Source organism: Tistrella mobilis (assembly GCF_041468085.1).
Classification (GTDB): Bacteria; Pseudomonadota; Alphaproteobacteria; order Tistrellales; family Tistrellaceae; genus Tistrella; species Tistrella mobilis_A.
Genome location: NZ_CP121017.1, coordinates 892024 through 917778 on the forward strand (window position 1 = coordinate 892024; position 25755 = coordinate 917778).

20 protein-coding genes and 1 CRISPR repeat array are annotated in these 25755 nt (G+C 67.1%); of the genes, 10 read left to right on the forward strand and 10 right to left on the reverse strand.

Annotated elements, in window-relative coordinates; all coding sequences use genetic code 11:
• The first annotated feature begins 365 nt into the window (after positions 1–365).
• Genes cas9 through cas2 form a run of 3 tightly spaced genes read left to right on the forward strand, consistent with a single transcriptional unit; the run spans position 366 to position 4705 of the window.
• Positions 366–3515, forward strand: a complete 3150-nt coding sequence (gene cas9 / locus P7L68_RS09890; protein WP_372004674.1) for a type II CRISPR RNA-guided endonuclease Cas9 — start codon at positions 366–368, stop codon at positions 3513–3515.
• A complete protein-coding gene (gene cas1 / locus P7L68_RS09895; protein ID WP_372004677.1) occupies positions 3512–4366 on the forward strand; it encodes a type II CRISPR-associated endonuclease Cas1 in 855 nt (284 codons plus the stop codon). Before cas9 ends, cas1 begins: the two co-directional genes overlap by 4 nt.
• Before the next feature lie 9 nt (positions 4367–4375).
• Positions 4376–4705 (forward strand): CRISPR-associated endonuclease Cas2, encoded by a 330-nt coding sequence (cas2, locus tag P7L68_RS09900; RefSeq protein ID WP_372004680.1) that lies wholly within the window; start codon positions 4376–4378, stop codon positions 4703–4705.
• A 58-nt stretch (positions 4706–4763) separates the two neighbouring features.
• A CRISPR array of direct repeats spans positions 4764–5723; the repeat unit is 36 nt; unit sequence AACCTACCACTGGCAAATCGGTAGGGAAACCACGGC.
• A 56-nt stretch (positions 5724–5779) separates the two neighbouring features.
• Here cas2 and P7L68_RS09905 read toward each other — a convergent pair.
• Positions 5780–6847 (reverse strand): saccharopine dehydrogenase C-terminal domain-containing protein, encoded by a 1068-nt coding sequence (locus tag P7L68_RS09905; RefSeq protein ID WP_372004682.1) that lies wholly within the window; start codon positions 6845–6847, stop codon positions 5780–5782.
• Positions 6848–6994: 147 nt separating this feature from the next.
• Between P7L68_RS09905 and P7L68_RS09910 the strand changes: the two genes are divergently transcribed.
• Entirely contained in the window at positions 6995–7432 is a 438-nt protein-coding gene (locus P7L68_RS09910; RefSeq protein WP_372004684.1) for an Lrp/AsnC family transcriptional regulator, read from the forward strand.
• A gap of 15 nt (positions 7433–7447) precedes the next feature.
• Here the strand turns inward: P7L68_RS09910 and P7L68_RS09915 are convergent, their stop codons facing one another.
• Together P7L68_RS09915 and P7L68_RS09920 are read right to left on the reverse strand one after the other, a co-directional pair.
• Positions 7448–7960 carry a GNAT family N-acetyltransferase gene (locus P7L68_RS09915; RefSeq protein ID WP_372004686.1) on the reverse strand — a complete coding sequence of 171 codons (513 nt, stop codon included), beginning with the start codon at positions 7958–7960 and terminating at the stop codon, positions 7448–7450.
• A 29-nt stretch (positions 7961–7989) separates the two neighbouring features.
• Complete coding sequence (locus P7L68_RS09920; RefSeq protein ID WP_372004689.1) at positions 7990–8673, reverse strand: cupin domain-containing protein; 684 nt, start codon at positions 8671–8673, stop codon at positions 7990–7992.
• Between the two features lie 217 nt (positions 8674–8890).
• Between P7L68_RS09920 and P7L68_RS09925 the strand changes: the two genes are divergently transcribed.
• The 4 genes from P7L68_RS09925 (at position 8891) to P7L68_RS09940 (ending at position 16389) form a co-directional block, all read left to right on the forward strand.
• Entirely contained in the window at positions 8891–10576 is a 1686-nt protein-coding gene (locus P7L68_RS09925) for a methyl-accepting chemotaxis protein (RefSeq protein ID WP_372004691.1), read from the forward strand.
• Between the two features lie 257 nt (positions 10577–10833).
• A complete protein-coding gene (locus P7L68_RS09930) occupies positions 10834–12519 on the forward strand; it encodes a methyl-accepting chemotaxis protein (protein WP_372004693.1) in 1686 nt (561 codons plus the stop codon).
• Positions 12520–12784: 265 nt separating this feature from the next.
• Complete coding sequence (locus P7L68_RS09935) at positions 12785–14470, forward strand: methyl-accepting chemotaxis protein (RefSeq protein ID WP_372004696.1); 1686 nt, start codon at positions 12785–12787, stop codon at positions 14468–14470.
• A gap of 242 nt (positions 14471–14712) precedes the next feature.
• The gene (locus P7L68_RS09940; RefSeq protein WP_372004699.1) at positions 14713–16389 is read left to right on the forward strand and encodes a methyl-accepting chemotaxis protein; all 1677 of its coding nucleotides are present in this window, start codon (positions 14713–14715) and stop codon (positions 16387–16389) included.
• A gap of 29 nt (positions 16390–16418) precedes the next feature.
• Here P7L68_RS09940 and P7L68_RS09945 read toward each other — a convergent pair whose 3' ends face one another.
• Together P7L68_RS09945 and P7L68_RS09950 are read right to left on the reverse strand one after the other, a co-directional pair.
• Positions 16419–17066, reverse strand: a complete 648-nt coding sequence (locus tag P7L68_RS09945; protein ID WP_372004702.1) for a hypothetical protein — start codon at positions 17064–17066, stop codon at positions 16419–16421.
• A gap of 79 nt (positions 17067–17145) precedes the next feature.
• The gene (locus tag P7L68_RS09950) at positions 17146–18225 is read right to left on the reverse strand and encodes an isocitrate/isopropylmalate family dehydrogenase (protein ID WP_372004705.1); all 1080 of its coding nucleotides are present in this window, start codon (positions 18223–18225) and stop codon (positions 17146–17148) included.
• Positions 18226–18360: 135 nt separating this feature from the next.
• On the opposite strand from P7L68_RS09950, the gene P7L68_RS09955 reads away from it, so the two are divergent.
• Positions 18361–19245: a LysR substrate-binding domain-containing protein gene (locus tag P7L68_RS09955; protein ID WP_372004707.1), complete on the forward strand. Its 885-nt coding sequence runs from the start codon at positions 18361–18363 to the stop codon at positions 19243–19245.
• A 22-nt stretch (positions 19246–19267) separates the two neighbouring features.
• Here P7L68_RS09955 and P7L68_RS09960 read toward each other — a convergent pair whose 3' ends face one another.
• The 5 genes from P7L68_RS09960 to P7L68_RS09980 form a co-directional block, all read right to left on the reverse strand.
• Positions 19268–20467, reverse strand: coding sequence for a M20 aminoacylase family protein (locus P7L68_RS09960; protein WP_372004709.1), 1200 nt, complete (start codon positions 20465–20467; stop codon positions 19268–19270).
• A gap of 179 nt (positions 20468–20646) precedes the next feature.
• Positions 20647–22035 carry an L-serine ammonia-lyase gene (locus tag P7L68_RS09965; RefSeq protein WP_372004712.1) on the reverse strand — a complete coding sequence of 463 codons (1389 nt, stop codon included), beginning with the start codon at positions 22033–22035 and terminating at the stop codon, positions 20647–20649.
• 98 nt (positions 22036–22133) lie between these two features.
• Positions 22134–22652, reverse strand: a complete 519-nt coding sequence (locus P7L68_RS09970) for a hypothetical protein (protein WP_372004715.1) — start codon at positions 22650–22652, stop codon at positions 22134–22136.
• A 5-nt stretch (positions 22653–22657) separates the two neighbouring features.
• Positions 22658–23488, reverse strand: coding sequence for a DUF3100 domain-containing protein (locus P7L68_RS09975; RefSeq protein ID WP_372004718.1), 831 nt, complete (start codon positions 23486–23488; stop codon positions 22658–22660).
• 211 nt (positions 23489–23699) lie between these two features.
• Positions 23700–24611 (reverse strand): LysR family transcriptional regulator, encoded by a 912-nt coding sequence (locus P7L68_RS09980; protein ID WP_372004721.1) that lies wholly within the window; start codon positions 24609–24611, stop codon positions 23700–23702.
• A 104-nt stretch (positions 24612–24715) separates the two neighbouring features.
• On the opposite strand from P7L68_RS09980, the gene speB reads away from it, so the two are divergent.
• A complete protein-coding gene (gene speB, locus P7L68_RS09985; protein ID WP_372004724.1) occupies positions 24716–25729 on the forward strand; it encodes an agmatinase in 1014 nt (337 codons plus the stop codon).
• Positions 25730–25755 lie beyond the last annotated feature (26 nt).

A 25755-nucleotide genomic window follows, 5' to 3' on the forward strand; every position in this document is an offset into this window, starting at 1 on the left:
AGGCGGATGATCGCGCTATTCATTCCTGCGGGGATATGTCGATCGCGATGGTTTCTTGACAGGGACAATCGGCCGGCGTTCGATGAAACGTCGTCAGGTGATCATGTGGTGAAAGCTTTGGCGACGCGCCTGCCGGCGCGACGGTCGCGCCGCACTGCAATTCATCGATCTACGAATGAGCATCTGAAGGATTCAGCATCTCATCAATGTATTGATGAGGAATTTCCCCCATTGGTTGCCCAATGGGGGATGATCCTTCACAGAGAAACCTTACGGTAAGTCTGTTACCGTGGCTTCCCTACCGATTTGCCAAGCACAGTTGGCCTCGGGGGCGCGGGGAAGTCAAGCGAGATCTTGGAGGGAGCATGATCAACGAACGCCTGACGTTCGGAATCGATCTTGGCATCGGATCATGTGGCTGGGCGGTGCTGCGACATGCGGATGCCGCCGGGGAGCCGGGGGTGATCGAGGGTCTGGGAAGCTGGTGCTTCGACGTGCCCGAGACGAGCAAGGAGCGTATCCCGACCAATCAGGTCCGGCGCAGCAATCGTCTGCTCCGCCGGGTCATCCGGCGGCGACGCAATCGGATGGCAGAGATCAGGCGCCTGTTTCATGCACAGGGCCTGCTGCCGTCAGCGGATGAGGACGCCCTGAAGCGTCCACGCCTCGACCCCTGGGAATTGCGGGGCCGGGGGCTCGATCAGTGCCTGACCGCCGAAGAATTCGCGGTCGCGCTTGGTCATATTGCCAAGCATCGGGGCTTCCGTTCCTCCGCCAAACGCAAGGCCGCGAATACCAGTGGAGATGACAGCAAGATGCTGTCGGCTCTTCAGGTGACGAGGGAGCGTCTTGCCCGCTATCGCACCGTCGGAGAGATGTTCGCGCGCGATCCGGAGTTCAGTGCAAGGCGCCGGAACCGCGACGGCATTTTTGACCGGACCGTCGCGCGGGACGATCTGATCCATGAAGTCGGCAAGCTGTTCAAAGAGCAGAGGGCGCGCGGTAGCGCCTTCGCATCGCCTGATCTGGAGGCGGATTTCAACGCGATCGCCTTTCGTCAGGCGGAGATGCAGGACAGTGAACGTCTCGTCGGGAATTGCCCGTTCGAGCGTGACGAAAAGCGCGCCGCCAGGTGGGCGCCCTCGTTCGAACGTTTCCGCCTGCTGACCCGGTTGATCAATTTGCGGATCGCGACGTCGTCCGGGGAGCGCAGGCTCACCCCGGACGACCTGGCCCGCGTCTCGGCCGAACTCGGCGCGACCGCGAAACTCCCGGTCAGCCGCGTGCGCGCCTTGATCGGTCTTCTGCCGGACGAGCGTTTCACCACCATTCGCGTTGAGGACGAGGACCGCGACATCGTTGCCCGAACCGGCGAAGCCGCACCCGGCAGCTGGCGGTTGCGCAAGGCCCTGGGCGAGGCGTTGTGGGCAGAGATGCAGGCCCGACCCGATCAGCTGGACGCCATTGCACATGTCCTGAGCTTCTTCGAAGCCACGGCGAAGATCCGGTCGGAACTCGACGGGCTGGGGTTGCCCACGGCCGTGATCGAGGCCCTGGACCGGGCACTCGACGACGGGTGGTTTGCGAAGTTCAAGGGCGCCGGACACATCTCCGCCAAGGCCTGTCGCAGGCTGTTACCCCATCTGCAACAGGGGCATCGCTATGATCAGGCCTGCCGGCTTGCAGGCTATGACCATGCCGCATCGACCCTGTCGCACACGGCCCAGGTGGTCAGCAAGGCCGGGTTCAACGCATTGGTGACGGAGCTGGGCGAGAGTATTGCCAATCCCATCGCCCGCAAGGCGCTGACCGAGGGGCTGAAGCAGATCCGCGCGATGTGTGCCCGCTGGGGCCTGCCCGGCGCCATCCATATCGAACTGGCGCGAGAGGTGGGCAACAGCATCGAAAAGCGCAAAGAACTGGAGAAACAACAGGAGACGACGACAAAGCGCCGCCAGACCGAGCGGGACGAAATCCGCGAGCTGCTGGATCTGGAGGACGTCGACGATGACACCCTGCTCCGCTACCGTTTGTGGAAAGAACAGGCCGGCAAATGCCTGTATACCGGCAGGGACATTCATGTCCGGCAGCTGATCGCCACCGACAACAGCGTGCAGGTGGACCACATCCTGCCCTGGTCCCGGTTCGGCGATGACAGCTTCAACAACAAGACCTTGTGCCTTGCGAGCGCAAATCAGCGCAAGCGCGGGCAGACACCCTGGGAGTGGTTCAGCCGGACTGAAACGCCTGAAGCCTGGGATATCTTCGCAAGGCGGGTCGAGACCTCGAAGGATCTGCGTGGCTTCAAGAAGCGCAACCTGCTTTTGAAAAGCGCCGACGAGGTCGCGCAGCGCTTCCGCAGCCGCAATCTGAACGATACCCGCTATGCGGCCCGGCTGCTGGCCGAAGCCGCAAAACTGTTCTATCCGGCCGGCGACCGGCAGGAGAAGGACGGGCGCCGCCGGGTTCTGACCCGCCCCGGGCCGCTGACCGCGGCGCTGCGCCATGCCTGGGGGCTGGAGAAGCTGAAGAAGGCCGACGGCAAGCGGGTGAGCGACGACCGCCACCACGCCCTGGATGCACTTGCGGTGGCGGCGATCAGCGAAAGGGAGGTTCAGCGCCTCACCCGGTCTTTCCAGGAGTGGGAGCAGCAGGGGCTTGCCCGCCCGCTGCGCCATGTGGCGCCACCCTGGCCCGGCTTCCGCGACGATGTTCTGGCGGCCTATGCACAGGCTTTCGTTGCCCGCCCTGAGCGTCGTCGGGCGCGGGGCAAGGGGCATGATGCGACCATCCGTCAGGTCGTCGGGCAGGGCCCGGAGGCGCAGGTGTTCGAGCGCCGCGCCCTGGCGGATCTCAAGGAAGCCGATCTCGACCGGGTCAAGGATCCTGAGCGCAATCAGGCGATCATCGAGGCCGTGCGCGCCTGGATCCGCGCGGGGCGGCCGGCCGATGCACCGCCGCGGTCACCGCGCGGCGACGTCATCGTCAAGCTGCGGATGGCGCCGGCCAAAAAGATCAGGCCGGCGGTGCCGGTGCGGGGCGGAACCGCCGACCGCGGCGACATGGTGCGTATCGACGTCTTCACCAGGCCGAACCGCAAGGGCCGGGACGAATGGTATCTGGTGCCGATCTATCCCCATCAGGTGATGAATCGGAAGGCCTGGCCGCATCCGCCGATGCATTTCGTCGTTCCAGGCAAAGATGAAACTCATTGGGAAAAAATTAGCGATGCACATGTCTTCAAATTCAGTATCTATCCACGAAGTTACGTAAAATTAATTAAGACAGATGGTGATGTGTTCGAAGGATATTTTTCCGGGATGGATCGATCGAAAGCGTCGTTTCGTATCTTCTCCCACAGCAGTGCCGCCAATTTTGTAAAGGGTCTGGGCACAAAGACATTGGCTGAGATTAAGAAATTCAATGTTGATCGCTTTGGGATTCGCACTGAAGTGAAGAGTGAGGTCAGAACATGGCATGGAGAGGTGTACACATCTCCCGTCCCGCCCGATTGAGCTTTCGGGACGGGCAACTGATCGTTGCCCAGGAGGATGGCGAGGTTTTTCTGGCGATCGAGGACATTGCCTGGCTGGTTCTCGACACGCCGCAGACCAGTGTCACCGGCGCGCTGCTCTCCGCCCTGGCCGGGCGGGGGGTGGCGATGATCGTACCGGATGCGAAACATCATCCGGCCGGTGTGCTGCTCCCCTTCCATCAGCATCATGCGCAGGCCCATGTGGCGCATATGCAGGTGGGCATCGGCCTGCCGCTGAAAAAGCGGCTGTGGCAGGCCCTGGTGGTCGCCAAGATCAGCAATCAGGCGGCGCTGCTGGATCGGCTGGGCCGGCCCCGGGCCAGGGCGCTTTCGGCAATGGCGGGGCGGGTCGGGTCGGGCGATCCCGACAACATCGAAGCGCAGGCCGCCCGCGTCTACTGGCCGGATCTGTTTCAGGCCTTCACCCGCGGCAACGAGGTCGACCGTCGCAATGCCCTGCTGAATTACGGCTATGCCGTCGTCAGGGCGGCACTTGCCCGCGCCTGTACGGCATCGGGGCTGTTGCCGGCTTTCGGTGTTCATCATGCCTCGCGCACCAATGCCTTCAATCTGGTCGACGACCTGATAGAGCCGTTCCGGCCCTTCGTCGACCGGGCGGTGCACGATCTGGCGCGGGACGAGGCCCGAGGGGAGCTGACCGTCGACGACCGCCGCAGCATGGCCGGCATTCTCAATCATCCGGCGGCGATCGGGCCGGAGCGCATGACCCTGCTGGCGGCGACGGAAATCGTCGCGGCCTCGATGGTGCGCGCGATGGAGAACAACAGCGCCGCCCTGCTTCAGATGCCCGGCTGGGCCGATGAAGGGTAGGGGCGTGCGATGAAAGCCGAGGATGTCCGTTTCATGTGGTTGATGGTATTCTTCGACCTGCCGGTAAGAACCCGGGAGCAGCGCCGCAGGGCCACCCGCTTCAGGAAAGCGCTGAAGGATGACGGCTTCCTGATGCTGCAGTTCTCGGTCTATGCGCGTGTCTGCCGCGGGCAGGACGCGGTCGACAAGCATATCAGGCGCGTCCGCGTCAGCCTGCCGCGGGAAGGCAGCGTGCGAACGCTCCAGATCACGGACAAACAATATGCGCGTATGGAACTCATGCTCGGTCTCGCTTCAAAAACCGAGCGGCTGGGCTCTGATCAGATGGTCCTGCTGTGATTTCGGCGCGGAGAGTCCGGCGGAAATCACAGCAGGATCAATCTCTTATGAGCGAGGTAACCTACCACTGGCAAATCGGTAGGGAAACCACGGCGATCAGCGGGGCGACGTCGGAGCGCATCTGAACCTACCACTGGCAAATCGGTAGGGAAACCACGGCGGTACCTCGACGTCGTCGGCGTCCACCGCAAACCTACCACTGGCAAATCGGTAGGGAAACCACGGCTGACACCTTCCGTGCGCCGGCCCGGGCCGAAACCTACCACTGGCAAATCGGTAGGGAAACCACGGCCAGGCACATCGGGCACTGTATCTGCCGCGTAACCTACCACTGGCAAATCGGTAGGGAAACCACGGCTGTCGATGCGGCCGTAGCCGCTGGCGATCGAACCTACCACTGGCAAATCGGTAGGGAAACCACGGCCGAGAATGCAGTGTGGATCAGCCCGACAGCAACCTACCACTGGCAAATCGGTAGGGAAACCACGGCGATCAAGGCGCGGGTGCGGCTTTCCGCGGTAACCTACCACTGGCAAATCGGTAGGGAAACCACGGCCGTGACGTGCACGCCGGAGCGCGACGGCGTAACCTACCACTGGCAAATCGGTAGGGAAACCACGGCCCTCGGTTCATGCCGCCGTGCCGCGCTGCGAACCTACCACTGGCAAATCGGTAGGGAAACCACGGCCTCTCATGAGGACGGCTGGCTTCGCGGAGAAACCTACCACTGGCGAATCGGTAGGGAAACCACGGCTCCGGCCGGTCATCGCCGCCCCGTGGCTCCAACCTACCACTGGCAAATCGGTAGGGAAACCACGGCCCGCATTCCCGCCTCGGGACGAGGACGACAAACCTACCACTGGCAAATCGGTAGGGAAACCACGGCACCCGGGCTCGGGGGACGATACTGGGCCGGAACCTACCACTGGCAAATCGGTAGGGAAACCAAGGCCCAGCGGGCGGGGCGCTGGCCACGGAATTAAACCTACCACTGGCAAATCGGTAGGGAAACCAAGGCCCGGTCTGTCAGCCGGAGAGGGCGCCGTCCGGCGGGGCCTCTCCGGCTGTTGCGCATCAGGCGTAATGCCGCCCATAGCGGTTGGCGAGCAGGGCGTCGGCGTCGATGTGGTCGTGGCGGACCAGGCCCTTGCGGGGCAGGCGGCCTTCGGCCAGGAGGTCGATGACCGCGGCGACGCCGGCGGCGGTGGTCAGGCGGATGGCGGACATGTGCATGCCGTCGACCTCGCGGGCGCCGACTTCGCGGCTCCACGAGCGGCGGGTCAGGCGGCCGTCGGCGATGCCGTCGACCGAGACCGAGAGCACCACCACATCCTGGTCCGTGGTCGGCACGGCGGCTTCCAGAACCTGTTCCAGCAGCTCGCGCCGGTCGCGCAGCTTCAGGTCTTCGAGCAGAAGCTTCATGATTGCGCGATGACCAGGATAGCGCAGGGTCTTGTAATCGAGCGTGCGGACCTTGCCTTCGAAAGCATCGGCAAGCATGCCGAGCCCGCCCGAGGTGTTGAAGGCCTCGTAAGTGGTGCCGTGGAGGATGACGGTTTCTTCGCCTTCCAGCGGCAGGACTTCGCGGCGCTCGCCGTTCCAGATCGCTTCGCAGGGGTTGCAGTATTCATTGACCACGCCGGCGGTCGACCAGGTCATGGCATAGCCCAGCGGGCCGGTCGGATGGGCGGGCAGCGCGCCCACGCGGATGCGTGCGGCATCGACCGTCTCGAAGCCATGGGCCAGACCATGGGCCATCACGCAGACCACGCCCGGAGCCAGGCCGCACTGGGGGACGAGCGCGGTTTCCGCATCGGCGGCAAGCGCCGCCACGGCGCGGGTGGAGCGGACATCCTCGGTCAGGTCGAAATAGTGCAGGCGGTTGCGCACCGCCGCCTCGGCGATCTGCGGGCAGAGATGATAGGGGCCGGCGGCCAGCACCGCGTCATGGCCCTGCATCACGGCATCGAGGGCGGCCGGATCGGCGGCATCGGCCTCGATACGGCGGATGCGCGACGAGAGCTGACGGGCTTCGACGCCGAAGCTGCGGTCGGCGAGGGTGATCTCATGGGCGCCGCCGGCGGCCATCATATGGGCGACGGCGGTGCCGATGCGGCCGGCGCCGAGGATCAGGATGCGCATGGATCTGGTCTCCCTTGGGGGCTGTTGACTGGGTCCCTGGGGCTGATCATTGCGGCTGGGAACAGGCGGGCGCCACTTGACGAAACGGCTAATTTCGGGCCGTTAATAGCCGAATCGGCTATTACGGGTCAGAAAGGAGCGACGGCGATGGCAGGGCCGGAACTGGATGCGGTGAACCGGGCGCTGATCGCGGCCCTGAAAGTGGACGCACGTATGCCGATCGCGGCGCTCGCCCGGATCGTCGGCCTGTCGCGCACGGCCCTGCGTCACCGGCTGGCGGTTCTGGAGACGACGGGGGTGATCCGCGGCTATCGGGTGGAGCTGGGCGAGCGGCTGACCCCGAAGGTCAGGGCGCATGTGATGATCGAACTGCGCCCCAAGCTGGGGCGGCAGGTCATCCAGCAGCTGAAGGCCTGCCCGGAGGTGAATTCGCTGCACGCGGTCTCGGGCCCCTTCGACCTGCTGGCCGAAGTGGGCTGCGAGGATCTGGACCGGCTGAACGCCCTGATCGACCGGATCGCCGCGTTCCACGGGGTGGAACGCACGCGGTCGGCGATCGTGCTGGAAGACTGTTTCGAAAGATGAGACGTCGGTGCGGCCTCAGGCCGCACCGAAGGCCGGCGGATAGGTGAGGGCGCCCCGGCCGTCGCCCAGGATGTCGGGGGTGAGTTCCAGCGCCATCAGATGGGGGCCGGACCAGGGGCAGCGGAACAGGGCGGCGCGGTCGACTGAGAAGCCGAAGCGGGTGTAGAAGGCGGGGTCGCCCAGAACGAAGACCGCTTCGGCCCCGCCCGCGCGCAGCCGCGACAGGCCGAAGCGGATCAGCATGGAGGCGATGCCGAGCCGGCGGTGATCGGGCAGGACCGAGACCGGCGCCAGGAAGCGGCCGCGGATCGGATCATCCCGGTCGTCGCGGCCATCAAGGCGGATGTCGAGCGGGCCGAACAGAATCTGGCCGAGCAGCTGCCCGGCCCCGTCTTCGGCGATCAGCGACAGGGAGACGTCGCCGGCGGCGGTGAGATTGCGGACCAGATCGGCCTCGTCGGCGCCGCCGAAGGCGGTGGTGATCGCCCGAGCCAGGGGATCGGCATCGGCCGGTTCCGCGCGGCGCATCCGGAAACCGTCCGGCAGCCCTGCGGCGGTCATGCCGCGAAAGCCTGAAGATCGGGCGGCAGATGGCCGGTCTTGACGTAAAGGCGGCAGCCGCCGTCGGTGCGGCGGGTGGCGACCCGCCCCGGCGGCCGGCGCAGCCAGCTGCCGGCAGGCAGAACCCCGTGGGCACCGTCGATCAGCGTGCCGGACACCACCAGGATCTCTTCGCCCCCCGGCCGCTTGCCGCCGGGCAGTTCGGCGCCGGGGGCGAGGTCGAGCATGGTGACCTGTTCAGGTCCGAAGTCGTGCAGCAGGCGCCGGGTCACCCCGACGGCGCCGGCGAGGGCGGTGCCGGCCACCGTGTCGACCGGCAGGGTCAGCTGCAACCGGTCGCCGGGCAGGAACTGGCGGAGCTTTACGAACAGAATGCACCCCTCGGGCGCCCGCGGCGCATGCGACGTGCCGGGCGGATTGCGCAGATAGGTGCCGGCCGGATAGTCGCCATGCTCGTCGCCGAACACGCCGCTCAACACCAGGATCTCTTCGCCGCCGCCATGGACATGGGGCGAGAAACCGGCACCCGGATCATAGCGCACCAGGCTGGTCGCCCGGGCGACCTCGTTCCCCACCCTGTCGAGCATCAGGCGGTGCACGCCGGCCGCGGGAGAGGCGATCCAGTCCTGTGGGTCCGGACGGACCAGGGCAGGGGCCGCAAAGTCGGCGCGGATCAGCATCGTTCGGATTTCCTCCCGTTGTCGTTGGACCGGTAGAAACAGGTCTTCGTGAAATGGGGATGAAGACTTCGCGAATCAAACGGCTGCGACCGGTTTTCGATGCGAGGTTATCGATTCGTTAATCAACCTGATTGTTCCATGCGGGGCGATGCCGGCCGGGGCGCTCTGCCGCCTCAGGCCCCGTATTTGCAACCGCCCCCGGGAGACAGCAGCAATTATGTTCAGGCTTACCCAATCGATAGGCGCGAGGTTGATCCTCGCCTTCGCCACGCTCACCGCCGTGGTGATCGTGACCGGTATCGTCGGCCTTTTCCAGCTTGGCGCGCTCAACACGGCCGCGATGGATCTGAGCGACAACCGGGTTCCCAGCCTTCAGGTCATCTCGCGGCTGTCCGCCAGCTTTCAGGAGCACCGGGTCGCCGTGGCCGGCGCCGTGCTGGAAGGCACCGAGCAGAACCGCCGGCCGTTGCTGGCGCGCGTTGCCGCGGCGTCGCGCGCCGTGGAGGAGAGCTTCGCAGCCTATGGCGGGCTGATCTCCGACGAAGAGGACCGGCGCCTGTTCGAGCGTGCGCAGGCAGCCTGGATGCCCTACAGGCAGGGGAGCGACCGCCTGCTGGCCAGGCTGGCGGAAAACGATCTGCTGGGCGCCCAGCAGATCTATCGCGGCGAGACCCGCGATGCCCGGGTGACCCTGGGCCAGGCCCTGGACGCGCTGACCCGCCACAACACCGAGGGGGCGGATGCTTCCGGCCTGCGCGCCGACGGCGCCTATGCGACCGCCCATACCGTGCTGATCGTGGCCATGGTGGCCGGTGTGCTGATCGCCATCGCGGCGACGCTGCTGATGATCCGCAGCGTATCGACGCCGGTGAAGCGAATGACGGTCGCGATGCGCCGCCTGGCGGATCGCGACACCGGGGTGGTGATCCCCGGCGCCGATCGCGGCGACGAGATCGGCGAGATGGCCAAGGCGGTTGAAACCTTCCGCGACGGCATGATCCGCGCCGACCGGCTGGCGGCGGAACAGGAAGAAGCCCGGGCCGCCCAGGAGGCGCAGCGGCACCGGCGCGAGGCGCTGACCCAGGGCTTCGTCGACCAGGTGGCCGGCATCGTGACCACGCTGTCGAGCGCCACCGAACAGGTCCGGGGCAGCGCCGACGAGCTGTCGCGCACGGCCGAGGACCAGAGCGGCCGCAGCACCACGGTGGCGGCCGCGGCCGAACAGGCGACCGCCAATGTTCAGACGGTTGCCACCGCGGCCGAGGAACTCGCCGCCTCGATCCGCGAGGTGGGTGCGCGCACGGCCGAGACCGCCGATGTCACCCGCCGCGCGGTGACCGAGGCGGAAGCGACCGATGCGACGGTGCAGGAATTGTCGGGCAGCGCCCAGAAGATCGGTGACGTGATCGAACTGATCCAGCAGATCGCGGCCCAGACCAATCTGCTGGCGCTGAATGCGACCATCGAGGCGGCCCGCGCCGGCGAGGCCGGCAAGGGCTTTGCGGTGGTGGCATCGGAGGTGAAGAACCTGGCGACCCAGACCGCCCGGGCGACCGAAGAGATCCAGGTGCAGATCAACGCCATGACCGGGGCCACGGGGCGCACGGTGGAGGCGATCCGGTCGATTTCGGGCACGATCGGCAAGGTGGGGGCGCTGACCACCGCGGTCGCCTCGGCCGTGGAAGAACAGGTGGCGGCAACCGCCGAGATTGCGCGCAACACGCAGCAGGCATCTTCGGGGACATCCGAGGTGCTGCAGTCGATCACCGGCATCGCCGATGCCGCCGGCCATACCGGCCAGGCGGCGGAAGAGATGAATGCCGCCTCCGGCGCCCTGGCCGACCGGACCCGCGAGTTGAAGCGGGTGGTCGACAGCTATGTGGCCGAGATCGCCGCGATCTGAACCACGCCATAGCCGGATAAAAAGCGCCGTCGCGAAGTCACTCGCGGCGGCGCTTTCCATTCTGGCGAAGGTCGTGAGCAGATGGAGATTTTTAGCGGGGATATTCTTTTACCAGAAACATCATCGGATCCCATAAGACGAGCATGTCAACACACTGTTCATGCAAATTGCAGCATGTTTTAGCGAATTATTAATTTCCTCAAACGCTTATTGGCATTTCCATGTTGGATCAACAATCCGCGTCAGGAAGACAGTCAATGTCAGCTTCACAATTATCAATCGGAGCCAGACTGATCGTGGCCTTCACCCTGTTGACGATGGTGGTGATCGTCAGCGGCGTGTTCGGCCTGCTGCAGCTTTCGGCGATGAACGACCGGACGGCAGAGCTTCGCCAGGAACATGTGCCGAGCCTGATGGTGCTGGGCGAGATCAATGACGAGGTGCTGCAGCACCGGATCATGGCGGCCAACCTGATCCTGGCGAACGACCCGGCGAAGACCACCGGCTATCGCGAGCAGCTGGACCGGCTGACGGCAGCCGTCGGGACGGCCATCGGAAACTATGAGCCGCTGGTGTCGGGAGAGGCGGATCGGCGTAGCTTCGAGGGGCTGAAGGTTGCCTGGACGGGCTATCAGGGCGTCACGGCCCGGCTGATCGCCGCGGTCTCCGCCGGCGACCGGCTGACCGCATGGCGGCTGTTCGAGGAGGATGCCCGAGGCGCGCGCGAAGTGCTGACCCGGAGGATGGGGGAGCTGCGACAGACAACCATCGACGACGCCGAGGCGGCCGGGCGGGCGAGTATCGCCACCTATGCCACCGCCAGAACGCTGGTGATCGCGGCCATCATCATCGGTGCGCTGATCGCCATCGCGGCGACGCTGCTGATGATCCGCAGCGTGTCGACGCCGGTGAAGCAGATGACTGCGGCCATGCGCCGCCTGGCGGATCGCGACACCGGGGTGGTGATCCCCGGCGCCGATCGCGGCGACGAGATCGGCGAGATGGCCAAGGCGGTTGAAACCTTCCGCGACGGCATGATCCGCGCCGACCGGCTGGCGACGGAACAGGAAGAAGCCCGGGCCGCCCAGGACGCCCAGCGGCGCCGGCGCGAGGAACTGACCCGGGGCTTCGTCGACCAGGTGGCCGGCATCGTGACCACGCTGTCGAGCGCTACCGAACAGGTCCGGGGCAGCGCCGACGAGCTGTCGCGCACGGCCGAGGACCAGAGCGGCCGCAGCACCACGGTGGCGGCCGCGGCCGAACAGGCGACCGCCAATGTTCAGACGGTTGCGACCGCATCGGAAGAGCTGGCGGCGTCGATCCGCGAGGTGGGCGCGCGTACGGCCGAGACCGCCGATGTCACCCGCAGCGCGGTGACCGAAGCGGAAGCGACCGATGCGACGGTGCAGGAGCTGTCGACCAATGCCCAGAAGATCGGCGATGTGGTGCTGCTGATCCAGCAGATCGCGGCCCAGACCAATCTGCTGGCGCTGAACGCGACCATCGAGGCCGCGCGTGCAGGCGAGGCCGGCAAGGGCTTTGCGGTGGTGGCATCGGAGGTGAAGAACCTGGCGACCCAGACCGCCCGGGCGACCGAAGAGATCCAGGTGCAGATCAACGCCATGACCGGGGCCACGGGGCGCACGGTGGAGGCGATCCGGTCGATTTCGGGCACGATCGGCAAGGTGGGGGCGCTGACCACCGCGGTCGCCTCGGCCGTGGAAGAACAGGTGGCGGCAACCGCCGAGATTGCGCGCAACACGCAGCAGGCATCTTCGGGGACATCCGAAGTGCTGCACTCGATCACCGGCATCGCCGATGCCGCCGGCCGGACCGGCCAGGCGGCGGAAGAGATGAATGCTGCCTCGGGCGCGTTGGCGGAGCGCACCCGCGAGTTGAAGCGGGTGGTGGACCAGTATGTGGCAGAGATTGCCCAGGTATGATCTGTCGGCGATAAATCCTTCAGAAATCAATGGAGATGCCGCTGTGATGTCTGTCGCAGCGGCATTGAGTCTGATATGTTCATGAATATTGATGCAATACGCATTCGTTTGAATTGCCGTTCGGCAAAATCGTCTGATGAATTTTGTATTTTGGAATAAACTTTCCCATATTTATTATCACTTCATTAACATGGATGCTGCATAAATATTTCACGACCCCGCTTCGTTGCCGCAAGTTGCAACTCGTTTTCCGAGATCGTTCGCGATGTCAATGTCGTCTGTTTCGATCGGCAAAAAGCTGATCATCGCCTTTGCCACCCTGACCACCGTTATTCTGCTGACCGGCGTGTTCGGCTTCTCGCAGCTGGCGACGCTGGAAGATGCGTCCTATGAACTGCGCGACAACCGCATCCCCAGCCTTAAGATCATTGCCGAGGCGAGCAATGTGATACAGAACCACCGGATTGCGGTGAGCCGGCTGGTGGTTGATGATGACCCGGCAAATCGTCCGGCCCATCTGGAGCAGATACGGCATCAGGTCGATGCTTTTGCGGCCGCGGCCAAAGCCTATGACCCGCTGATCGCCGATGATGCCGAGGCCCGGATGGTGAAGCAGGTCGGCGCGGCCCGGGTGCGCTATCTGGACGCAACAGAGAGGCTGATCGCCGCCGTACAGGCGGGCAATGCGGCGCAGGTGAAAGCGCTGTATCTGGGCGAGAGCGGGGCTGCGCGCGAGGTGGTGGTGGCGGAGCTGGACAAGCTGCGCCAGATGAATATCGACAGTGCGGCCACGGCCGGTACCCGCTCGCGGGCAGCCTATGAGAGCGCGATCACCGTGCTGGGGATTGCGATGGTGGTCGGGCTGGTGATCGCGGTTGCGGCGACCCTTGTGATGACCCGCAGCGTGTCGACGCCGGTGCGGAAGATGACCGAGGCGATGCGGCGGCTGGCCGAGCGGGACACCGGCGTCGAGATTCCGGGTGCCGATCGTGGTGACGAGATCGGGGCCATGGCCAAGGCGGTTGAAACCTTCCGCGACGGCATGATCCGCGCCGACCGGATGGCGGCTGAGCAGGAGCGGGCCCGCGCCGATGGAGAGGCGCGGCGCCGGCGACGCGAGGAACTGACCGAGGGCTTCGTGTCGCGGATCGCCACCATCGTCACCACGCTGTCGGGGGCATCGGAACAGGTACGCAGCAATGCCGACGGGCTGGCGCGCACGGCCGACGATCAGTCGGCGCGCAGCACCACCGTCGCCGCCGCTGCGGAAGAGGCGAGCGCCAATGTCCAGACCGTGGCCACGGCATCCGAGGAACTGGCCGCCTCGATCCGCGAGGTGGGGGCGCGCACCGCAGAGACCGCCGATGTGACCCGAGCGGCCGTGCGCCAGGCCGAGGCGACCGACGGCACGGTGCATGAACTGGCAGGCAATGCCCGCAAGATCGGCGACGTGATCGAGTTGATCCAGCAGATCGCGGCCCAGACCAATCTGCTGGCACTGAATGCGACCATCGAGGCCGCGCGTGCAGGCGAGGCCGGCAAGGGCTTTGCGGTGGTGGCATCGGAGGTGAAGAACCTGGCGACCCAGACCGCCCGGGCGACTGAGGAAATCCAGGCCCAGATCAACGCCATGACCGGAGCGACCGGCCGTACGGTCGACGCCATCCGCGAGATTTCGGGCACCATCACCCGGGTGGGCGCGCTGACCACGGCGGTGGCATCCGCCGTTGAACAGCAGGTGGCGGCGACCGCCGAAATCGCCCGCAACACCCAGCAGGCGTCGTCCGGCACGTCGGAGGTGCTGGAATCGATCGCCGGCATCGCCTCTGCCGCAGGGCTGACCGGCCGGTCGGCCGAGGAGATGAGCGCGGCATCACGCGCGCTGGCGGGCAAGACCCGGGAGCTGAAAGAGGTGGTTGACCGTTATGTCGACGAGGTGGCCAAGGTCTGAGGCGCACCCTGCCGACACCTCGTTTCGCCTGTAAGACGTAGAATACAATACTAATGATTGTGTGTTCGGCGGGTCCTGGCGCAAGGCCCGCCGTTCCCGTTTGGCCTTCTCCCTCATGAGCTTACCGGATCCGGTCATTTATGCGGATTTGACCTGTTGAATCATGCCGGAGGATGCGTCATTTTTTTGGAGTGCCTGCCCGCACACGCATCGCAGATATTTTCCCAATCAGGCGGGTCTTTATGAACACATCGAGATGGACGATCGGCGCCAGGCTGATCGTCGCATTCGCGGCATTGACGCTGGTCATTGCCGCAACGAGCGTGTCGGGCATCTCTCAGCTTTCGATCCTGCACGAGGCCACCGATGACCTCAGGGATAATCGTGTGCCAAGCATCAAGCTGCTGGCCGGGATCGAGACTGCCGTATCCGAGCACCGGATCCATGTCTCGGGGGCGGTCATCGCCACCGATGATGCGACGCGGCAGGCAAGACTGCGCGCGGTGGCACAGGCGACATCGCGGGTCGGCGAATTGCTGGCCGCCTATGAGCCGCTGATCTCTGATGCCGGGGAGCGCCGCCATGTTGAGGCGACCCGAACGGCCTGGTCGGCATATCTGTCGCGCAACGAACCGTTGCTGGCGGCGCTGGCCGCCGGGCGCGAAGACGATGCGCGGCGGCTGTTTACGGCTGCCAGCCGACAGGCCCTGATCGCCGAACTGGACGGCCTGATGGCGTACAATACGGCCGCAGCCGTGGCATCCGGCGAACGCACGCAGCGGGCCCACGAGACCGGGATGACGGTGATGAGCGCTGCGATGGCCGTGGGCCTGACCGTCGCGCTGGCGGCGACGCTGCTGATGATGCGCAGCGTGTCCCGGCCCATCCGGCGGATGACCGAGGCCATGACCCGGCTGGCGGCGCGCGAGACCGGCGTGGTGATCCCCGGCGCCGATCGCGGCGACGAGATCGGTGCCATGGCGAAATCGGTGGAGACCTTCCGCGCCGGGCTGATCGAGGCCGACCGGCTGGCGGCCGAGCAGGCGCGGAGCCGTGCCGGGGAAGAGGCCCGGCGGCAGCAGCGCGAGGATCTGACCCAGAGATTCGTCAACCAGGTCGCCGGCATCGTGTCGACGCTGTCGGGGGCGGCCGAACAGGTGCGCGGCAGCGCCGATGCCCTGTCGCGCACGGCAGAGGCCCAGAGCGGGCGCAGCACGGCGGTGGCGGCCGCGGCCGAACAGGCGACCGCCAATGTCCAGACGGTGGCGACGGCGGCGGAAGAACTGTCGGCATCGGTGCGCGAGGTGGGCGCACGCACGGCCGAGACCGCGGATGTGAGCCGCGCCGCCGTGGACGAGGCCGGCACCACCGACGGCACGGTTCAGGACCTGGCGGCGAACGCCCAGAAGATCGGCGACGTGATCGAGCTGATCCAGCAGATCGCCGCCCAGACCAATCTTCTGGCGCTGAACGCCACCATCGAGGCCGCACGTGCGGGGGAGGCCGGCAAGGGCTTCGCCGTGGTGGCGGCCGAGGTGAAGAACCTGGCCAACCAGACCGCGCGGGCGACCGGGGAGATCCAGGTCCAGATCGATGCGGCGACCGGGGCCACCGGGCGGACGGTCGATGCCATCCGGTCGATTTCCGGCACGATCGGCAAGGTGGGGGCGCTGACCACCGCCGTGGCCTCGGCTGTGGAGGAACAGGTATCGGCGACCGCGGAAATCGCCCGCAACACCCAGCAGGCATCGGCCGGCACGTCGGAGGTGCTGCGCGCCATCGCCGGCATCGCCGATGCCGCCGGCCAGACCGGCCATGCGGCGGCGGAGATGAACACCGCCGCCGGTGAGCTGGCCATCCAGACCCGTGCCCTGAAACAGGTGGTGGACGATTATGTGGAGGCCGTCACCCGGGTGTGACGCTTTCCGTGCACGGACGGCCGGGCTGGTCAGTCCGCCATGTCGCCACGATCCCAGCGCTGAAAGTTGTAGCCGTCGGTGATCAGGATATGGGCGAAGCGGCGGCAGACCAGGGTGAAATCCTGGTCGAGCGGCCTGGTTTCATAGGTGTAGTCGGGCGGGGGTGGTGGCAGGTCGCTGCTGTCGGCCCCGGGGAAGGAGGCGACCAGGGCGTAGCGATCGCCCTGCTCGCCGACCAGTTCGGTGAGGATGTTGCCGGCCAGCAGCGTGGTTTCGGTATGGCGCTCGATCAGCCCTGCCGACCAGGCACTGGCCGTGCCGTCCGGGTTCAGAAGCGGCTGTATGAACAGGATGCGGGCGATGAGCATGAAGTCGATCGCAGCCCGCCCCGCCATCAGGGTGAAGGCCCAGGGCGTGCCTGCCGACGGGGTGCCCGGATAGGGGTAGAGCACCGCCGTCTGCGGCACGCCATTGGTGCCGGGTTCATCCTTCACCAGGGCCGCGGGCGCATCGGGATTGCCGAAGGCGACCCGATCGGGCAGCAGCGGATAGACCGCGTTCATCCAGGCGTCGTAATTGTCGCCGGCATGGCTGTAGATGTAGCCGCCCGGGAATTTGGGATGCTGGCGATATTCCTGATTATAGCCGCCTTCCGGCACCTTCATCGGATCGAGCATGGACCTTCCCCCCATCTGAACCAAGGTGACCAGGATGGCACTGGCCAGGAAATCCATCAATAGTGGATGATGATGGGTTTCACATGATTTTATGGTTGTGGGTGGTGGTGGCGATCGCACCGGCCGGACGGAGCAGCCGCGGCGCCTGACCCAGCCGTGCGATCACCGCATCGGCGAAGTCGCGGGTGCCGGCGCGCAGGCGGGAGGTGCCGGGGGTGAGGATATCGGCCGTGTGAATGCCGGCTTCGATGGTTGCGCGCCAGGCATCATGAACGCGATCGGCGACCTCGTGCTGGCCGATATGGTGCAGCATCATCACGCCCGCGAGCAGCATGGCCGACGGGTTGGCCAGGTTGCGCCCGGCAAGGTGCGGGGCCGTGCCGTGGACGGTATCGAACATCGCGCAGTCGGGGCCGAGTGAAGCCGAGGGGGCAAACCCCACCCCACCGGCGAGATGTGCGGCCAGGGTGGCGACCAGATCCCCGTGCCGCGCCGGCACGACCACCACCCCGAAGGCATTGGGGCGATCCGCCAGCCGGGCCAGACCGGTTTCGAAGCGCTGGCGGCCGGCGGGGATGTCGGGATAGCCGGCGGCAACGGCATCGAACAGCTCTGCCGTCAGCCCCCCCTGATGGTCCAGAAAGGCATCGAGCCGGCGAAGCCCCTGAACGCGGGCAACGGCGAAGGCATGGTGCAGAAGGCGTTCGGCACGTCTGTGCCGGGCATCGCCCTGCGCCATGCCGGGCAGATCATGGATGATCATCAGATCCAGCGCCGGATGGCGGCTGGCGATGGCGGGGGCCATGGCGCGGCAGGGGCGGGTGGTGGCGAAGAGGTCGAAACCGCGCCGAAGCGCCTGCACCGGGCAGGCCATGCCGGCCGGCGGCGCGGCGACCGGCGCGCGGTAGAGCACGCCGGTGCGGCGCAGGCTATGTTGTGCGGCCGCGGCGAGGACCGCATCTTCATCGTCGCAATGCCGGGCGTGGCTGCCCGCATCGATCGGCTCGACCGCGATACGGGCGCCGGCGGCCAGCAGGATGCGGAGGCTCGCCTGCATGATCTCGGGACCGATGCCGTCGCCGAAGACGATGCTGATCGGCCGGCTCGCCCGGCCCTGCCGGGGGTCGGCCTGGGGTCGATGGGGGATCTGCTCGGTCATGGGGCGCCTCCGCTCCGCTCAGGCGTCGCCGGCCGTGATGATGCCGGCTTGAACCCATGCTGTCCTGCACCATGTCTTTTGTGAAATTGATAGTCTGCTGCCTCTCTATTGAGATGGTAAATATTGGGAATGGCAATGCCCGCACCCGTGAACCTGGATGTCGACCTGTTGCGCACGCTGGTCACCGTGGCCGATGCGGGCGGGTTTTCCCGCGCCGCCGACCGGCTTCTGCGCAACCAGTCCACGATCTCGCTGCAGATCAAGCGGCTGGAGGAGAGGGTTGGGGCGGTGCTGCTGGAGCGCGGCCCCCGCCATGTGCGCCTGACCGGCGAAGGCCAGGTGATCGTGGATTATGCCCGCCGGATCCTGGCGCTGAACGACGAGCTGATGGACCGGGTGCGCCAGCCCGAGATTGCGGGCCTGGTACGGCTGGGGGCGCCCGAGGATTTCGCCACCAGCCATCTGCCCGGGGTGCTGGCGCGCTTCGCCCAGGAACATCCGGCGGTGGGGCTGGAGGTCACCTGCGACCTGACGCTGAACCTGTTCGACCGCTTCGCCGCCGGCGATCTGGACCTGGCGCTGGTGAAGCGCGAGCCGAGCGCGCCGCTTCTCGGCACCCGGGTCTGGCGTGAGCCGCTGGTCTGGGTGGCGGCGGAGCGCGGGGTGGCGATGCGCCAGGGCCCCCTGCCGCTGGCGGTATCGCCGGCGCCCTGCGTCTATCGCAAGCGCGCGACCGATGCGCTGGATGCGGCGGGCCGGCCCTGGCGGATCGCCTATACCTGCGGGGCGCTGACCGGCACCCATGCCGCGGTGCGTGCCGGGCTGGGGGTGACGGTGCTGCCCAAGGACATGGTGCCGGCGGATCTGGTGATGCTGGACGAAGAGGCCGGGCTGCCGGGCCTGGCCGATACCGAGATGGCGCTGCTGGTGGCGGCCGATATCGGCCCCCCGGCCCAGCGGCTGCGCGAATATGTGATCCGCGAGCTGGAGCGGGGCCGGGGGGAAGGGACGACGGGGTGATCCCGACCGCCGTGCGGCCCGGTCAGCCGGCGAGCACGGTGCGGACCAGCTGCACCCACCAGCTGGCGCCGATGGGCGCCGCGTCGTCGTTGAAGTCGTAGGCCGGGTTGTGAAGCAGGCAGCCGCCTTCGGTCGGGCCGTTGCCGAGCCAGACATAGCAGCCGGGCTTTTCGCCCAGCATGAAGGCGAAATCTTCCGACGCCATCGACGGCGTCGGGGCGTGGTCGATGGCGGCCGCCCCGACCACTTTTGCCGCGGCAGTCGCGGCCAGGGCGGTTTCCGACGGGGTGTTGATGGTGGCGGGATAGCGGCGTTCGTAGCGCAGCTCGCCCAGGCAGTCATGGGCGGCGGCGGAATGTTCCACCAGGGTGGCGAGCCGGCGTTCGATCACCGCCTGCACCTCGGGCCGGAAGCTGCGCGCGGTGCCGCGGATCACGATCGTCTCTGGGATCACGTTCCAGGTGTCGCCGCCATGGATCTGGGTGACCGAGACGACGGCGCCGTCGAGCGGGTTGATCGACCGGCCCGGGATGGTCTGGAGCTGGGTGACCAGATGCGCCGCCGCCGTCACCGCATCGCGGCCCAGATCGGGCATGGCGGCATGGCAGCCGCGGCCGCGGATGGTGATCTCGAAAATGTCGAACCCGGCCATCATCGGCCCCGGCGCCATCGCCATCCGGCCGATCGCCAGGCCCGGCCAGTTGTGCATGCCGAAGACCATGTCGGCGGGGAAGCGGGTGAAGAGCCCGTCTTCGACCATCGCCCGGCCGCCACCCTCGTTCTCTTCCGCCGGCTGGAAGACCAGATGGACCGTGCCGGCGAAATCCGGATCCGCCGCCAGCACCCTGGCCGCCCCCAGCAGCATGGCGGTGTGGCCGTCATGGCCGCAGGCATGCATGCGGCCGGGATGGCGCGAGCGGTGGGCGAAGTCGTTGACCTCGGTCACGTGCAGCGCATCCATATCGGCCCGCAGCGCGATCGCCTTGCCGGCACCGCGCCGGCCGCGGATCGTGCCGACCACCCCGGTACGGCCGATGCCGGTCGTGACCTCGATGCCGAACTCGGCAAGCCTGCCCGCCACGAAAGCCGCGGTCTCGTGCTCTTCGAAGGCGGTTTCGGGATGGGCGTGGAGATGGTGGCGCCAGCCGCGCATTTCGTCGGCAATGGCCGCAATGGCGGGATCGATGGCGACGTCGTTGCGGGGGGTATTGGTATCTGGCATCTGGCAGGTCCTTGTTTTTGTCCCTCGCCGGGCGGGGTGCTTCCGCACCCCTTGGCCGCCGCCTCAATGGCGGCTTGGGTCTGTTTGTTGTCCCTCGCCGGGCGGGGTGCTTCCGCACCCCTTGGCCGCCGCCTCAATGGCGGCTTGGGGGCTGCGCCCCCCGAAGCGGCGCCCTGCGGTCAGCAGACCGGCACGTTGACGGCCAGGCCGCCCAGGCTGGTTTCCTTGTATTTGCTCTGCATGTCGTGGCCGGTCTCTTTCATAGTGCGGATGACCGTGTCGAGCGAGACCACGTGGCGGCCGTCGCCGGCGAGCGCCAGAAGGGCGGCGTTGACCGCCTTGACGGCGCCCATGGCGTTGCGTTCGATGCAGGGGATCTGGACTAGGCCGGCGACGGGGTCGCAGGTCATGCCCAGATGGTGTTCCATGGCGATCTCGGCGGCGTTCTCGACCTGCGCGGGCGTGCCGCCGAGCGCTGCGGCGAGGCCGCCCGCGGCCATGGAACTGGCAACGCCCACCTCTCCCTGGCAGCCGACCTCGGCGCCCGAGATGGAGGCGTTGAGCTTGTAGAGCATGCCGATCGCCGCGGCGGTGAAGAGCAGGGTATCGGCCGCCTCTTCGCTGCCGGTGCCGGAATGGCGGAGCAGCCAGGCCAGGACCGCCGGCACGATGCCGGCGGCCCCGTTGGTCGGCGCGGTGACGATGCGACCGCCGGCCGCATTCTCTTCATTGACCGCGATCGCATAGGCCGACAGCCGCTCGAACCCGTCGAGCGCGGGGAGCGTGTTGGCGCCGGCGCGTTCGGCCAGCCTGCGGGCGAGATCGGCGGCGCGGCGCCGGGTCAGCCGCCCGGGCAGCGGGCCGTCGGTGGCCAGACCGCGGTCGACCGCCCCCAGCATCGCGGCCTTGATCGCCCCCAGCCGGCGCGCGGTTTCGGCCGGCCCCCAGAGGGCATGCTCGTTCTTGCGCACGATGTCGGCGATGGACAGCCCGGTGGCTTCGGTGAGCGCGATCAGCTCGGCGCCGGTCGAGAAAGGGTGGGGAAGGGGGCCGCGATCGCCATGGACCGGGGCATCGCCCGCCCGGGCCTCGGTCTCGGCGCCCGAGACCACGAAGCCGCCGCCGATCGAATAGAAGCTCTCGTCGGCCAGCACGCCGCCCGCGGCATCGCGGGCGGTGAAGTGCATGCCGTTGGTGTGGTGGGGCAGGGTATCGCCCATGCGCCAGACCAGATCGGTCTCGGGATCGAAGGTGATCAGCTTCCGGCCGAGTGCCGCCAGGCGCTTCGACAGGCGGACGCCTTCGACGATGCCGGTGATCGCATCGGGCTCGACGCCGTCGGGGGTCTCTCCGGCAAGGCCCAGGATCAGGGCGGTATCGGTGGCATGGCCGCGGCCGGTGAGGGCGAGCGAGCCATAGACCTCGACGGTGATGCCGGCCAGCGCGTCGAAGCGGCCGGCCCGGTCCAGCCCGGCAAGGAAGCGGCGGGCGGCGACCATCGGCCCGACGGTGTGGGAACTGGAGGGGCCGATGCCGATCTTGAACAGATCAAAAAGGCTGAGCGACATGGGGCGGCTGGTCCATCCGGACGGCGCGGCGCCGGGAGGGGGACCTCCGCGGCGCCGCGCGCTGTTGGCGTGTCGTTCAGGTGGATATGGGCGCCGGATCAGGTCCAGGCGAGCATCAGCTCCGCCACCAGCACCGAGCCCAGATAGGTGCCGAAGAAGACCAGCACCGCGACCAGGGCCAGCTTCCAGCCCGATTTCTTCGCGGTCAGGATCTCTTCGCGCGCGATGGCGAAGCCGGCATAGGCGAGGGTGGGGGTGGTGAGCGCCAGGAAGTCGATGGCCTTCACCTGTTCCAGAACCCAGGCGGAGCCCGGTGTGAAGGGCAGGGTGACGGCCATGCCGACCAGCGAGATCCAGGCGACGCTGGGCAGGTAGAAGGGCATGATCTTGGTCAGCACCAGGCCCGCCAGGCAGATCGCGTAGAGCACCGCGATGCCGGTGAGGTTGTGCAGGAAGCCGACCTCGTGATTGACGGCGTTGACCACCAGGTCGATCGCGCAGACCACGATCAGGACCAGGGCATGGTCCAGCAGGTTGAGCTTGCGCTCGTCCGGCTCGGCCGCGACGCTGAGGGTGCCGTCGGTATAGGTGGTTCCGGGCTGCATGGTCTTCGACATGGGCCTCACTCCCCGGCGGCGGCGCGGGCCGCGGTCTCGTGCCGGCCGCGGGTCATGGCATAGAGCTTCTCGACCAGCGGCAGGGCGATGAACAGGCCGGCATAAAGGCCGGTCGCATAGGTGAGCAGGTTGGAGGCGCCGGCGAGCGCCAGCAGCTCGTCCTTCATCTCGGGCAGGGCGGTTGCAAGCGCGCCCGAGCAGGCGGCCATCATCGAGCCCGAGCCGACACCGCAGGCCATGGCCAGCGAGCGCGGATCAAAAATGTCGGCGGTGGCGAAGATCGAGGCCAGCACCGCGAAGATGAAGGTGCCGAACAGCGTGCCGATGACATAGACGCCCATCACGCCGGTGCCTTCGGGGGATTTCAGCGTGTAGCGGTCGGCGATGATCGCGATATTGGGCTCGCGCGCGATCGAGAAGGTGGCGCCGATCGCCTCGCGGCCGAGGCCCAGCACCCAGACGGCGATCGGGAAGGCGACCAGCACGGTGCCCAGATTGCCCAGTTCCTGCAGCAGCAGGGCGGGGCCCGCCTCGATGATCTTGTCGATCGCCGGGCCGATGGTGGTGCCGAACTTGGCGATGAACGGCATGATCGCGATCACGATCAGCGGCGAGGCGGCCTTGACCTCGCGCGAGCGGATCAGCCTGCCCGCCGGCTTCACGATGTTCGGGTTCATGAGCGCCGCCATGAGGAAGGCATAGAGCAGCGGCAGCAGCAGGATCGCGCCGATCCCGATCGGGATGCGCCGGATGCCGATCAGCTCGGCGATGATCGCCAGCACGAGTACGGCAAGATGCAGCCGCCAGAGCTGCATCGTTTCTTTGATGACGGACATGAAGCGTCCCCCCGATTGGCTGGAGGTGAGACGTGAACCTTCCCAAGGTCGACACGTTATTTCACGGGAGGGGCGCCACTCCCCGGGCGCAGGCCCCCGTTCATCCCGCCAGAATCAAAACTGTGGCCGGTGGCGGCAAGCGCTTTAAAGAGACGCTGCCGTTGCCGGGACGGCAACAGCGCCCGTCATGCCGGGACGGCAACAGCGCCGGTCACCCGCGATGGGCCTCGATCAGGTGCTGGCGGAAGACCCGGGCGATTTCGGACAGCGCCGGGACCGGGAAATGGGCGGCGCAGAGGGCGACGCCGAAGGAGACCAGATCGGGGCGCAGCGCCCGCATGCGGCCGGCCTCCACCCATTGCGCGGCATAGTGGCGGGGCAGGAAGCTGACGAAACGCCCGCTCAGCACCAGATGCGCCAGGCCTTCCATGGAATAGGCGGTGGCGGCGGGCGGGTCGGCGAACAGCGTGCCATAGCCGGTGGCGATGGCATAGCCGCGCCGGGCATGGGCCTGGGCGCCCAGCCGGTCGAGGGTGAGCTGCTTCGCCTCTGCCCCGAAAAGGGGATGGCGGGCGCCGCAATAGAGGTTCTGTTCCTCGTGGAAAAGCTGCTGTAGTTGCACCGCCGCATTCATCGGCTGGTTCGGCACGATAGCGATTTCCATCTGCCGGTTGAGCAGCGCGCTTTCGATCTGGTTGGGTGAGACCACGGTCAGGGTGACATGGACGTCGGGCACCGCCTGGTTGAAGGCGGCGATGGCGGCATCGAGCGCGCAGCGCGGGTTTTCGACCACCGCATCGACCGTACCCAGCCGGAGTTCGCCCACCAGCCGGCCGCGCATCACCCCCACCTCGCTGCGGAAATTATCGAGGGCGGCAAAGCACTTGATCGTTTCGGCATAGACCTTCTGGCCGTGTTCGGTAAGCGCGAAGCCCGACCGGCCGCGCCGGCAGAGGGTGAGGCCGAGCCGGGTTTCCAGCGCCGCCATCTGGGCACTGATCGTGGAGCGGGAAATGCCGAGTTCGGCCTGGGCCGGCGTGAAGCCGCCATTTTCGACCACCGACCGGAAGATGCGCAGCTGGCGCAGATCGACATCGCTGAGCGGCGGGACGTGCAGGGACATGATGCGTCGCAAAATCCGGACGTGAAGTTTTGTACTTCGATCTTATTGGACGTGTCTTCCCATGACAACCTGACCGGAGCAGCCCCTCTTTGGAGCCCCGTTCCATGCCCGATACCAGTCCCGCCGCGCCCCCCGCCCCCGCTCCAGCTCCCGTCTTCCGGCCCGTCTCCGCCTTCGACGTGCCGCGCTATGCCGGCCCTGCGAGTTTCATGCGCCTGCCGCTGGTCGATATCGACGCGGCCGCGGCGGCGGCGGTGGAGATCGGCATTCTGGGCGTGCCCTGGGACGGCGGCACCACCAACCGCCCGGGCGCCCGCCACGGTCCCCGCCAGCTGCGCGACCTGTCGTGCATGCTGCGGCCCCTGCACCCGGCGACAGGCGACGACCCCTATGCCCGGGCGGCGGTGGCCGATCTGGGCGATGTGCCGGTCAACCCGGCCGATCTGATGGACACGCTGCAGCGCATCACCGGTTTCTACGAGCGGGTGAAGCGGCAGGGCATCCTGCCGCTGTCGGCCGGCGGCGACCATCTGATGTCCTATCCGATCCTGAAGGCGCTGGCCGCCGACGGCCCCGTGGGGCTGATCCATTTCGATGCCCATACCGACCTGTTCCACGACTATTTCGGCGGCTTCCGCTACACCCACGGCACCCCCTTCCGCCGCGCGATCGAAGACGGGCTGGTGGACCCGAAACGGGTGGTGCAGATCGGCATCCGCGGCACGATGTATGACGGATCCGACGTCGCCTGGGGGCTGGCGCAGGGGGTGCGGATCATCCGCATCGAGGAATGCGAGGCCCGCGGCGTCGAGGATGTGATGGCCGAGGCCCGCGCGATCGCCGGCACGGCGCCCACTTACCTCACCTTCGACATCGACTGCCTGGACCCCGCCTTCGCACCCGGCACCGGCACGCCCGAGATCGGCGGCCTGACCACGCGAGAGGCGCAGCGCATGCTGCGCGCGCTGGCCGGGCTCAACCTGATCGGCGCGGATCTGGTGGAGGTCTCGCCGCCCTTCGATCCGGCCGGCGGCACCGCCTGGGTCGGCGCCTCGCTGATGTTCGAACTGCTCTGCCTGCTTGCCGTGTCGCCCGCGCTCCGCGGCCGCGCCGGCTGATCGTCTGCGCCCCACCACCCTGATCC